Source organism: Paenibacillus thermotolerans (assembly GCF_028745515.1).
Classification (GTDB): Bacteria; Bacillota; Bacilli; order Paenibacillales; family YIM-B00363; genus Paenibacillus_AE; species Paenibacillus_AE thermotolerans.
In genome coordinates this window covers 31,587-42,957 of sequence record NZ_JAQZSG010000038.1, presented here as the reverse complement: position 1 = coordinate 42,957, position 11,371 = coordinate 31,587, and the positions used below count along the sequence as shown (strand labels likewise).

At 46.1% G+C, this 11,371-nt stretch carries 13 protein-coding genes; 8 read left to right on the top strand and 5 right to left on the bottom strand.

The genetic code is table 11. The annotated features are described in order from the left end of the window. The 4 genes from PT964_RS22580 to mazF all read left to right on the top strand — a co-directional run. On the top strand, positions 1-322 hold a 322-nt coding region (locus PT964_RS22580; protein WP_274365623.1), incomplete at its 5' end, for an ATP-binding cassette domain-containing protein. Positions 323-792: 470 nt separating this feature from the next. Further along, positions 793-1,341 carry a dihydrofolate reductase family protein gene (locus tag PT964_RS22575; protein WP_274365622.1) on the top strand — a complete coding sequence of 183 codons (549 nt, stop codon included), beginning with the start codon at positions 793-795 and terminating at the stop codon, positions 1,339-1,341. Between the two features lie 408 nt (positions 1,342-1,749). Continuing rightward, the gene (locus tag PT964_RS22570; RefSeq protein WP_274365621.1) at positions 1,750-1,980 is read left to right on the top strand and encodes an AbrB/MazE/SpoVT family DNA-binding domain-containing protein; all 231 of its coding nucleotides are present in this window, start codon (positions 1,750-1,752) and stop codon (positions 1,978-1,980) included. After that, positions 1,974-2,315 (top strand): endoribonuclease MazF, encoded by a 342-nt coding sequence (gene mazF / locus PT964_RS22565; RefSeq protein WP_274365620.1) that lies wholly within the window; start codon positions 1,974-1,976, stop codon positions 2,313-2,315. The genes PT964_RS22570 and mazF overlap by 7 nt, the downstream gene beginning before the upstream one ends. A 390-nt stretch (positions 2,316-2,705) precedes the next feature. Here mazF and PT964_RS22560 read toward each other — a convergent pair whose 3' ends face one another. The 4 genes from PT964_RS22560 to PT964_RS22545 are packed head-to-tail and all read right to left on the bottom strand — an operon-like array spanning position 2,706 to position 5,741. Continuing rightward, on the bottom strand, positions 2,706-3,221 hold the full coding sequence (locus tag PT964_RS22560; RefSeq protein ID WP_274365619.1) for a thioredoxin domain-containing protein: 516 nt from the start codon (positions 3,219-3,221) through the stop codon (positions 2,706-2,708). Positions 3,222-3,234: 13 nt separating this feature from the next. Beyond that, positions 3,235-4,230, bottom strand: a complete 996-nt coding sequence (locus tag PT964_RS22555; RefSeq protein WP_274365618.1) for an aliphatic sulfonate ABC transporter substrate-binding protein — start codon at positions 4,228-4,230, stop codon at positions 3,235-3,237. A gap of 6 nt (positions 4,231-4,236) precedes the next feature. Next, positions 4,237-4,932: an ABC transporter ATP-binding protein gene (locus PT964_RS22550; protein WP_274365617.1), complete on the bottom strand. Its 696-nt coding sequence runs from the start codon at positions 4,930-4,932 to the stop codon at positions 4,237-4,239. A gap of 29 nt (positions 4,933-4,961) precedes the next feature. Beyond that, a complete protein-coding gene (locus PT964_RS22545; protein WP_274365616.1) occupies positions 4,962-5,741 on the bottom strand; it encodes an ABC transporter permease subunit in 780 nt (259 codons plus the stop codon). A gap of 269 nt (positions 5,742-6,010) precedes the next feature. On the opposite strand from PT964_RS22545, the gene PT964_RS22540 reads away from it, so the two are divergent. Further along, the gene (locus tag PT964_RS22540) at positions 6,011-6,592 is read left to right on the top strand and encodes a DUF4256 domain-containing protein (protein WP_425262786.1); all 582 of its coding nucleotides are present in this window, start codon (positions 6,011-6,013) and stop codon (positions 6,590-6,592) included. A gap of 304 nt (positions 6,593-6,896) precedes the next feature. Here the strand turns inward: PT964_RS22540 and PT964_RS22535 are convergent, their stop codons facing one another. After that, the gene (locus PT964_RS22535; protein WP_274365615.1) at positions 6,897-7,766 is read right to left on the bottom strand and encodes a hypothetical protein; all 870 of its coding nucleotides are present in this window, start codon (positions 7,764-7,766) and stop codon (positions 6,897-6,899) included. 278 nt (positions 7,767-8,044) lie between these two features. On the opposite strand from PT964_RS22535, the gene PT964_RS22530 reads away from it, so the two are divergent. The 3 genes from PT964_RS22530 to PT964_RS22520 all read left to right on the top strand — a co-directional run bounded on the left by PT964_RS22530 (position 8,045) and on the right by PT964_RS22520 (position 11,358). Beyond that, complete coding sequence (locus tag PT964_RS22530; RefSeq protein ID WP_274365614.1) at positions 8,045-8,554, top strand: hypothetical protein; 510 nt, start codon at positions 8,045-8,047, stop codon at positions 8,552-8,554. Positions 8,555-8,615: 61 nt separating this feature from the next. Next, positions 8,616-10,121 carry a TIGR02677 family protein gene (locus PT964_RS22525; RefSeq protein ID WP_274365613.1) on the top strand — a complete coding sequence of 502 codons (1,506 nt, stop codon included), beginning with the start codon at positions 8,616-8,618 and terminating at the stop codon, positions 10,119-10,121. Further along, positions 10,114-11,358: a TIGR02678 family protein gene (locus PT964_RS22520; RefSeq protein WP_274365612.1), complete on the top strand. Its 1,245-nt coding sequence runs from the start codon at positions 10,114-10,116 to the stop codon at positions 11,356-11,358. Before PT964_RS22525 ends, PT964_RS22520 begins: the two co-directional genes overlap by 8 nt. The last annotated feature ends 13 nt before the right edge of the window (positions 11,359-11,371 follow it).

The window sequence follows — 11,371 nt, the reverse complement described above, 5'->3', positions numbered from 1 at the left end:
AGAGCGTGGATTGAAGCTGTCCGGCGGGCAGAAGCAGAGGCTGTCCATTGCACGCATGTTCTTAAAAAATCCGCCTATATTAATTTTGGATGAAGCAACATCGGCCTTAGATATCGAAACGGAGAAAATCATTCAAGCCTCCCTCGCAGATCTTGCGAAAAACCGGACAACGATAGTGATTGCACATCGTCTTGCAACGATTATGGATGCGGATCGCGTTATGGTTGTCACAAAGAACGGGATTGAAGAAGAAGGCACCTATGATTCTCTCATTGAAGAGAATGGTATTCTGGCGAAATTGCATCAACTGCAGTTTAGATAATTCGAGTAATATTTAACGGGGAGTAGAAGACCATGATTCAGCTAATAATTGATAATGGTCTTCTCTAGCAAACAGCTGCATCAATATGTCTTTTATACATACCCCTTTCTTTTTCTCAACTCCAAATAAACCCCTGCAATAACCGTGAAAAACAACAAATAATCGATAAAGCTATATACATGCGCCTACTTATCAGAGCGAGAAAACATCCCAAATCGCTCTGCCAATTTTTCCAATATCGGTACCTTGACAAACACAATCATGACCGCGTCTTGCTCCCTTGCGAAGTCGGCACGAATGTAACCTTATCGGCCAGTCCTGAAAGTGAAATTGGACTTTGGACAATACTTCCTTTTGATAATGATAAAGCGAAAAAAATCAAAATATGCCTTTACAAGAATATTCCCGAAAGTGTATATTTAAGTCAGACAAAAGCTGAAATACAAAAAAAACGAAGAGGAGACTGGAAAATGAGAAAAGTTGTCGTATCGGAATTTATTTCGCTTGACGGCGTGTGTGAAGCCCCGATGTGGACGTTCGAGTTCGGTACCGATGAGCAAAACAACTTCAAGTTCAACGAAATGAAAAACGGCGAAGGACTACTGCTCGGCCGCAAAACGTATGAAGGATTTGCCGAAGCTTGGCCGAACATGATCGAACAAACCGGCGAATATGGCGTATGGATGAACAACTGTCCCAAGTACGTTGTCTCCCGTACCTTGGATAAGGCGGATTGGGGGCCCGATTCCCACGTGATCAGGGACAACATCGCGGAGGAAATCAACAAACTGAAAGAGCAGCCGGGCAAAGACATTCTGGTGTTCGGCAGCCTCGATCTCATCAAAACCCTTATCCAACTTGATCTTATCGATGAATACCGCCTGATGACTTACCCGGTGGTGCTTGGAAGCGGGCAGCGCTTGTTCCCGGAAGGGTTGAACAAGATCAAGCTGAAACTTGAAGCAACCGAGACGTTCCCCACAGGTGTCGTCACTCATACCTACAGCGTCTTGCGCTAAATGTCATAAGGCTTCGAAAACCGCTCCCGAGGAATAAGGGGCGGTTTCTTCGTGAACGCCTATTACGATAACATACCAACGGGTTTTCCCTACAATATATTGCTTCGACAACAAAATACTACATCTTATTGCACAAGGGGTTAGAGCGGAAGGGTTCCAGCATTACCTACTGATCGGAACCTTGATTTGGTTTGAATGTTTCTCGCATTTTGTTTATACTTTGTATAAACGTTTTTAGGGGGCGGTTCCATGGTTCAGGTTCAAAAATGGGGTAACAGCTTAGGCANTTGCACAAGGGGTTAGAGCGGAAGGGTTCCAGCATTACCTACTGATCGGAACCTTGATTTGGTTTGAATGTTTCTCGCATTTTGTTTATACTTTGTATAAACGTTTTTAGGGGGCGGTTCCATGGTTCAGGTTCAAAAATGGGGTAACAGCTTAGGCATTCGCATCCCGAAATCACTTGCCTTGAAGGTTGGGCTGGAGGAAGGCTCCGAGATTGACCTTGATGTGGAAGACGGCCATCTCGTAATCAAACCTAAGTCGACTTCGTTGGAGGAGTTGCTTGCCCAGGTAACGCCCGATAACCTTCATAAAGAGGTATCGACAGGCGAGCCGGAAGGTAGGGAATCATGGTAATTAACGAGTATGTACCGGATCGCGGTGACTTGGTCTGGTTACAGTTCAACCCCCAGGCAGGTCATGAGCAGGCAGGCAAGCGGCCTGCTTTGGTTATATCTCCTGCAGCGTATAATGGGAAGGTAGGACTATCTTTGCTTTGCCCGGTAACATCAAAGCGAAAAGGCTACCCCTTCGAAGTGTTGATTCCGCAGGATTTACCTATCGAGGGGGTAATCCTCGCCGATCAGGTCAAGAGTCTCGACTGGCAGTCCACACAAGCAGCGTTTATTAGTAAAGTGCCGCAAGAAACCTTGCTGGAAGTTATCTCAAAAATGGATTTGTTAATTCGCTAACACATAATCATGAGTCCTCCAAGAATATGCGGAAACAATCGCTTATAATAGCCCAAGCGCCGAGCATCCCTTACTGACGCTTGAGCTTTAAAATGGCCCCTTGCGACTTGATCCGTCGCTTCGCCGTTTATCCTGCGACCGCGGGGCATCTCCTCCATGAGAGCGACGTCAATCATCGCCTCGGCCGGAAAATCGTAGGAATACATCAGGTACTCACAATTTCAACATTCTGCTGGATGCTTGGTTGAGACTTACGTTTAATTCGCTGTTATGGCTATACACCTTTGTCCTTGCATTCCGGAAAAGCCAAACAATGCTTAACGTAAACAAAACAACCTCCCAAGTTTCCAACGGAAACAAGGGAGGTTGTGTGCAATCTGTAGCGAAGCCTTAAGACAAAGCTTGTTCAACTTCCTCTTTCAACCCGCTCGCATCAATTTCTACAGGATATTGGAACTCTTTTCCGTTAATGAATACGGTCGGCACCATCTTCACATGACGTTTAATGGCTTCTGCCGTAATTTGCAAGCTTAAGTCGATATTATCAGGCTGTTCTTGCAAACCATACTCTTCCGTTAACATCTTCTTAATCGAATGGCTGTCGGACTCGCTCCACCGGCTCTGTTTTGCGAATAAATCCTTCATTAAATCGTAGACTCGCTGCGGATCTTTATAATCTAAAAATGCGTTTGCCAGTGTACCATATAAAAGCATTTCGCGCGGCTTGTCATAATGTTTGACCACATATTGAACTTGCCCGTTCTCAATATAGGGGGTTAATGTATCGTCGGCGGCTTGAAAAAATGTTGCGCAATACGGGCAAGCCAGATTCAAAAATACTTCTACTTTTACTGGCGCATCTTCCTTACCATAGCTTAAAAATGCGTTTTCGATCACTTGTGTCATGTTTAATCCTCCTTTACTTGATGTTGCTTGGAATGATGGATTCGTCGATATGAACTGCGTCTTTGATGTTAATTTTAGTATCCAGCAGTCCTGCTTCAACGAATTTGTCGGCCAACTTTTGCTGGCTTGTAATGATCGCATCATCGATCTGCTGAACACCGAACGTACGGCGATCATTGGCTTTTTGAATCGGTGCCACGTCGAGCCCTAATTCGGCGGATAAAATGTTCGAAATCTCTTGTTTATTTTCGTTGGCCCATTGATCGGCATTTTGCAATTCTTGCAAAATGATCGACACGACTTCCGGATTTTTATCCAACATGTCTTTCGTTGCAAAATAGAACGTTCGATTTTCCGAATTGCCGGTGCCATTGACGATGGTGCGCGTTTCCACTGTGTTCTCTACGATGGATAAGTATGGATCCCATGTACCGTATACGTCAAACTCGCCTTTCGTAAAGGCAGCCAAGCCTTCCGCGGCATCTTTGTAAAACTTAATGTTTACTTCGTCCAAAGCAATACCGGCCTTCTCTAAGGTAACTAAGAGCAAATAATGCTGGTTGCCGCCTTTGGTTACTCCGATCGTTTTTCCTTTCAAGTCGTTTACGCTTTGAATCTCGGAATCTGCTTTGACAACCAATGCGACGCCTTCCGGATAAGGAGATTCGGATGCAACATAGTTCAAAGGATGCCCGCCGGCTTGCATAAATACGGCATTACCGTCAGAAGCATGGCCGAAGTCGATATTGTTCGTATTTAAAGCTTCCAATAAAACCGTACCGGTAGGGAACACTTTCCATTCTACTTTATAGCCTTTTTCACTTAACGCTTTATCTAAATTACCGTGCTCTTTCAAAATGTTTAACGTATTTCCTTTTTGATACCCAATCGTAATGACGCCTTTTTGATCGCTTGATCCGCTGGCAGATTTGCCGGCAGAACCGTTTCCGCAAGCAGCTAACACCAAAGCGAATACGGCAACTAAAGTAAATAATAATGATTTTTTCATGTTGTTCTACTCTCCTAAAATTTGATGTAAGATTTTTTTCTCATAAAAGGTAAACTTATCATTCCGTTCCCGAGGCCTCGGCAAGTCAATCCGTTCATCTAACTGAATGACACCTTTGTCAATCACGATCACGCGGTCCGCCAAACGCACGGCTTCCGTTACATCGTGGGTAACGAGAAGAGAGGTGAACTTTTGTTGCTGCCAGAGCTCTTCGATTAAGTTCTGCATTTCAATCCGGGTTAGCGCGTCAAGTGCGCCAAGCGGCTCATCAAAAAGCAAAATATCCGGATTGCTTGCTAATGCACGGGCCAGGGCAACACGTTGTTTTTGTCCGCCGGACAGCTGATCGGGCCAATCCTTTTGTTTCATGATGAGACCGACTTTTTCGAGGGATTCTTTCGCCACAGTCGGATTGACCGCCCCAAGTTCAATATTTTTGATAATATTTTTCCAGGGCAAAAGTCTGTCATCTTGGAACATGATCCGGATCTTCGGATCGTTCGCATCTTTACCGGAAAAATGCATGCTGCCTTTGGTGATTTGCTCCAGCTTTGCGATAATTCGCAGCAACGTGCTTTTTCCGCATCCGCTTCGCCCGACAATGGCCGTAAAGCTTCCTTGCTCGATCGATAAATCAATATTATGTAATACCTCATTATCACCGTAGCTTTTGCTAACGTTCTTCAGTTGAATAGTAAACATGGCATCACCCCCACAGATGCTTCCGGCAGTTACTTCTTACGGAATACAGGATTCCATTGCAAAAAGCGGATTTCAAACATTTTCGCAATGACATCGGACAGCTTCCCTAGGATCGCGTATAGAACAATGGTTAACACGACAATGTCCATTTGCATGAATTCACGGGCGCTCGTCGCCATAAAGCCAATTCCCGAATCTGCGCCGATCGTCTCCGCCACAATCAAAGACATCCACATGACGCCAAGTGCGTAACGAATACCTACCAATATGGAAGATAAGGCGCCGGGCAAAATAATGTTCACAAACAATTTCCACTTGGATAGTCCATAAACGGTTCCCATCTCAATGAGTTTGCGGTCCACATTTTGAATGCCGCTAAAAGTGTTTATGTAGACCGGAAACATGACGCCGAGTGCAACGAGAAATATTTTGGCGGATTCGCCGATTCCGAACCACAGGATGACAAGCGGAATCAGCGCCAAATGGGGGATGGTACGGATCATTTGCATCGTGGTATCCGTTGTTCTTTCAAAAAACTTAATCGTCCCGTTTAATAGGCCAAGAACAAAACCGATGACGCCGCCAATGAAAAATCCGATAAGAGCCCGTTGTGTGCTAATCAACACATGCTCTTGCAATTTACCGGACTTCGTTAATTGAATCGCCGCGTCTACGACTTTTAGTGGGGTAGGCAGTATGGAAGAGCTGATGATCCCGGATTGTCCGAGTATTTGCCAAAGTACAATCGCTATGAAAGGGAAAATCCAAGGTATGAATTGCTCTCCGACCCGCTTATTCGTTGTTTTCATTCTCTTATCACCCGATTCTGGAAGAAAGTAATGAATATGATTACAGAATGAACTTGATTATAGAGAATTCCGATGGGTTTTGTCAACATTGAATCAATATGAATTCACTCAACACATGTTTCAGGTTGTTTGTTCCTTGATTTGATTTGAGTTCTCTTCCTATTTATACTTTGGATAAACGTTTCTTGGGGGCGGTTCGTTCCAAGGTAACAGTTTGTGGAGTGCTGTGCGTTGCTCGTGAGAAAGTAGCATTTGAGGGAGGAACTTACATGGCTAACCGAATTGATATGAGCAATAACAAGGAGTTGCCACCGGAACAACGTGAAGAAATACTCATAACTTTGAAAACCCGTTTTGAGAAAAACATGAACCGGCATCAAGGTCTTGAATGGGCTGAAGTACAAGCTAAGCTCGAAGCGAATCCTGAAAAGCTGTGGTCGCTCAATGAAATGGAAAGAACCGGCGGCGAGCCGGATGTTGTCGGTTATGATAAAAATACGGGCGAATACATTTTTTACGATTGTTCAGCGGAAAGTCCCAAAGGCCGCCGAAGTATTTGTTACGACCGTGAAGCATTGGAGTCAAGGAAAGAACATAAGCCGGAAAATAATGCAATGGATATGGCGGCTGCCATGGGCATTGAGCTGTTAACGGAAGAAGAATACCGGGAGCTGCAAAAACTGGGAAATTTCGATACAAAAACATCGAGCTGGGTTCAAACACCTGCCAATATTAGAAAACTCGGCGGAGCTATCTTTTGTGACCGCCGCTACGACACTGTCTTTGTGTATCACAATGGAGCAGAATCCTATTATGCTGCAAGAGGGTTTCGTGGCTCGCTTAGGGTTTAACAAAATGCACTAGGCCGCCTGTCGGATCAAGAGAAATGTTTACCCAAAGCTTAATAAGTCGTACTAAAGTTTAAATATAGTCTGACAGAGGATTGTGAATAGAGGTTAAGAAAAGACAACACCCGGAGCTTTATTTCGGGTGTTTTTCCTTTTTTTCAGGTAATCGAAATTTAAAGCGTATTTTATTAGCTGACAGTTTTTGGCGCTTGAGCCGTGCAGTCGTCTTATCCTTTTGGACGGTATCCCCTTCGTTCAGCCGTTTATATTAAAAAAACAATCACAGTTAACGGTTGTTTGTAAAATCCTAGATCAATCTTTTTAATAGCCTGTTAGACTTTGATAAATTCCATTTATCTAAACATATTTTTATCATCTCATTCGGTAAAATCTCAGGATTTATAGTCTCTACAAGGGTCAGCATTCGAAACCAAGTTAAATAGAGAGGAAGATTACGTGTGGAAATACCACGTTTATTCTTCAAATATTCGTGAAATTTCTTTTCGATGCTCTGTATTTGTGTAGAAGAAGTAGAAAGGGAAAATTGATCCCCTTGATGTAACAAAGGGGTACTTAGAAGGACATGACTTGGATTTTCTTTGTGCATGGAGACAAGAACCGGAACAGTCGGTTGTTGTGCTGAGTTAGATGATTTTACGGAGATGCCCTTATTACTGCATCGGACCAAGACCGTTGTTTGTTCGTGGGTGTTTGTATCATTGGATTGGTATTGTTTGTTCGGCAGGAAACGTTGCACAAATTCCATTAACTTCTTTTGCCAAGCATAAGCTGTATTCGGATGAACCTTGATGAGTTTGGCAATTTGTTTTATCGGAAGTCTATCGACCATCGCATATTTAATAAACTCAGGCCATTTGTGGACGTTTCTGCTTCGATGAAAAAACGTATTCGTTAAGTCGCTATATGTATGTTTGCACTCCTGGCATCGGTATCTCTGCCATTGGGTTCCTGTGACATTCCCGTACTTCACGATGTTGGAACAGTATTTTCCGAAAGTTTGAAAGCAGTTTGGGCATGTCTGACCTTTAATGAACCGCTCTCTTCGAATTTCTGCGTGGTTTATTCGGGTAAGAAAGTCAGCTTCTTCAAGCAAACCTTGAACGATTTGTTCCTGTTTATCGCCGTTCTCACAGAGTGCACTCTCGACTCGATTCATTATTATCCTCCGCCTTGCTTTATAATTTGCAGTTCTTACCTATAAATATAACGGAACATTCGTTCTCTATCAACCATTAACTGTTGTTATTTAAACCATAAAACTGAGGGGGGATTGAAAACTTTTGGTTGATCGGTCTACGCTTTAGTTAATAACGAGCTTGGCTCGGAGGCAGGGAGGAATTGTGGGTGAGATGTCCGTCAATTTACAATTTTTATCGTGCTTATTTTGGGATTCCAAGCACAGGGAAGCTACATTTTGCATTGGCGATTAGGGACATGCAGCAGCAATTGAAACTCATGTTTGGAGGCTCCGGATTTTACCAGTATGAACGATATGCAGATCAACCCTACGCTAGACAATTAACAAAGCAGTTTCTGAATCATTTCATCCAAATCGCGCAACACAACTACTCGGATGTCTTTGAAATACTCACATATCACCAAAACCTCTTTGTGTTGGGAAAAAACGAATTAAATACAAGGGTATCGTTGGAAATTCCTTTCACCTATGCGTACGAGGCTAAGCGAAGCAGAATTGTTTTCTTCGAATACGGCAGATTGGACACGGTACATCAGTGGCCGCCGGTGTTCAACACTTTATCTACCTTCCGACTTGAAGCTCCACTGCCTCAATATCGAGAAGTTGTGTACTGGGACTTATTAAAGGGCGACACAAGGTGGGTACCGATGAATCATCTTGCTTTTGCGCCTCGTGAAAAAGTTGTCGCCGTCGCACAAAAGTACATTCAGTTGAAAGGCAAAATGTACCTCGCCTCTCCCAACTAGTAGCAGTCGTCGCGCGCGTCGTCAGTTGATAAAATAGAATCATTGAGGGAGGGAGTGTCGGGTGGACGAAATTATATCTCCTGCCAGCTTGCGGGCGGTTACGGAATTGAGTTATTTGACAGCGCAAAATGTATCGAGATATCGCGCCATTATGCGATACATGTATGTAGAGTATCAACGTTTACGGTATTGGCTCCGTCCGGAAGAAATTTACGAAGGTGTCCGAGACCTCGGCGTTCTAGCGGATTACACATTGGATCAGTGCCAGTCGGATCTCGAAAGCTTGAAGGGCTGGGGAAATGTGACGTCTCGCCATGACGGCGGACGTGCGCTGTCGCTCGAGGAGTATATGCGAAAGAGAAGTCAGTATTTGCTGACGCCATACTCTATTGAGATTGAGCGGATGCTGGAGACGCTGGAGAAGGTGAAAGGCTTCGGCGGTTCTCTTGAGACGACGTACTTCGATACGATATCAGCTTGTTTGCAGGAAATCCGGAGCAAGGCGGACTTGCTGGAGCCCGGAGAAGCGTTGCAAATTTGGGAGAAACTATATGTCGCCTTCAAAACGATGCACGACAATGCGACGGATTTCATCGCGAGCATGCATACCATGCAAGCCGAAGAAATGATGGCGACGGACGGCTTTCTTGCGTTAAAGGATAATCTCGTCAATTATTTGCAGTACTTTGTCAAAGGACTCCAACGAGGCGCATACAAAATCGAAGGACAGCTGCTGAAGATCGGCGACGGTCTAAGAGACTTGTATTTGGAAAGGGTGCTGGAGGATGAACTTCGGAGACCGCGATTAGAAGAAGCAAAGCCAGTGGACGTACTGCAGGCGGAATATTTGCAGGGCTGGTTGAACGTAAGACGATGGTTTGTAGGGGACGGTGTGGAGCTAAGCGAGTTGACCTTGCTCGAGAAAGCGACCAAGGAAGCAATCGCCAAGGTGGTACGCAGCGCAGTTCGCCTTCAAGAGCGAAGGCGCGGAGGCGTCAGCAGGCGCAACGATCTTGAAGCGGTCGCCGAACGATTCGCCGCCATCGAAAGCTTAGAGGAAGCTCATTGTTACGCTGCATATGTATTCGGTTTGTTCCCGACTCGACATCTGCAAGGGGAAGACGTCCGTGATACGGAACGATCGGACGCTTCAACGTGGACGGAGCCGCCGAACGTTCGGCTCATTCGAACACGCAGCCGCAAACGAACGGCACGCTCGGTATCGGAGCCCATGCGGAGTTACGCGGCGAAACGCGAGGCGTACCGGGCGCAGGTCGAGGCGCAGTTGGCGGAGGAGCGGGCATTCGTTGAAAAAATGAAAAGCTACGGCGAAGTGCCGGTATCAGAGCTGCCGGTGTTGAAGCGCAAGGAACGAATGCAACTGCTGCAATGGATCGGGCGCTGTACGGCTTCGTCTTCGAGATCGTTCGTCACAGCCGACGGACAACGAATCTCGATGAAGATTCCGAATGCGCGGGACGAGGCGGTGCTTCGCTCGGAAGACGGCGATTTGCACATGCGGAACTATCGAATCGAAGTGTCGGAGGGGGGCGTCGTTCGTGGCTAGAGGAGGGACTACGTCTTATGCCATCCGCAGAATGCGCACGAACAAGCGGGCGGATGCCGAGCAGTGGAACGAACGGCGTCGGACGTGCGCTCACGCATTGCTTAACCGTCCTTGGATTACGAAGGAACAGGATCCGGAGCTGTTTTATTGGATCAAGGATCAATATACGGAGTTGCGCGATTGGTTTGCCGAATATACGGGTTTTTTATTGATTATAACCCGGACAATGGCCAAGCTCGACAAATCGCCGTTGATCGCGGAGCCGTGGATGGGCTTTCCGGAATTTCGCGATCCTCGCGATTACGCCCTGTTTGCGTATTGTTTGTGGTTTTTGGAGTCGAAGACGGAACTGGATCAATTCGTACTTACCGATATCGTCGAACAAGTGAGCGAGCAAGTCAGGACGACGAACATTTCGTTGGACTGGGAAAATTATCAGCATCGATTGTCGATGGTACGTGCGCTGAAGAAGCTGCGCCAGTTAGGCGTACTTGTTCACATCGACGGCGAGGAGGCGGATTGGGCGCACAACACGCAGAAAAATGTGCTTTACGAGTGCGCACCGTTGGCCCGGTTCGTATTGCGGAATTTTCCAAGGGAGCTCAAGCAATACCGAAATATCGACGATCATCAGGAACAGTTGCTGTATCCGGAAACGAGCGACGGGGAACAGCGCAAGCGGCGTCACCGGGTGTATCGGCGGCTGCTGATCGAACCCGTCGTAGCCGATCGGGAGTGGAGCGCGGACGATTTATACTATGTGGTGACGCAACGCCGAGCAATCATGGACAATCTGCGCTTTATGTTTGGAATGGAAGGAAGTCGGTACCGCGAAGGATTGTTTTTTTTCTATCCCGAACTGACGGCGGAATGCACGCTGTTTCCGACAGCGGCCGGCGTATCCGATCTCGTCCTGTTGTTTGCAGGAGAACTGCGTAGACGTCTGGATACCCGGGATTGGTATGTAACCGAACAAGGAACCGTCGAACTGACGCAAACAGATGTCGAAGCCATTATTTATTTATTAAAGCAAAAATACGGCGACTTCTGGAGCAAAGAACATCGGGAGATGGGATTGAGCGAACTGGCAGTGGCGCTGACCGACCATATGGCCGAATGGAAGCTTGGCACATGGAAGAACAAAGGCGAAAGCGGCTCGCGGTTTGTCGTTTCGGCGATCGTGTCGCGCTGGAATGCGGATTATTCGTTGGATGAGGAGGAGGCGGGTCAGATATGAGCATAGAAGAAAT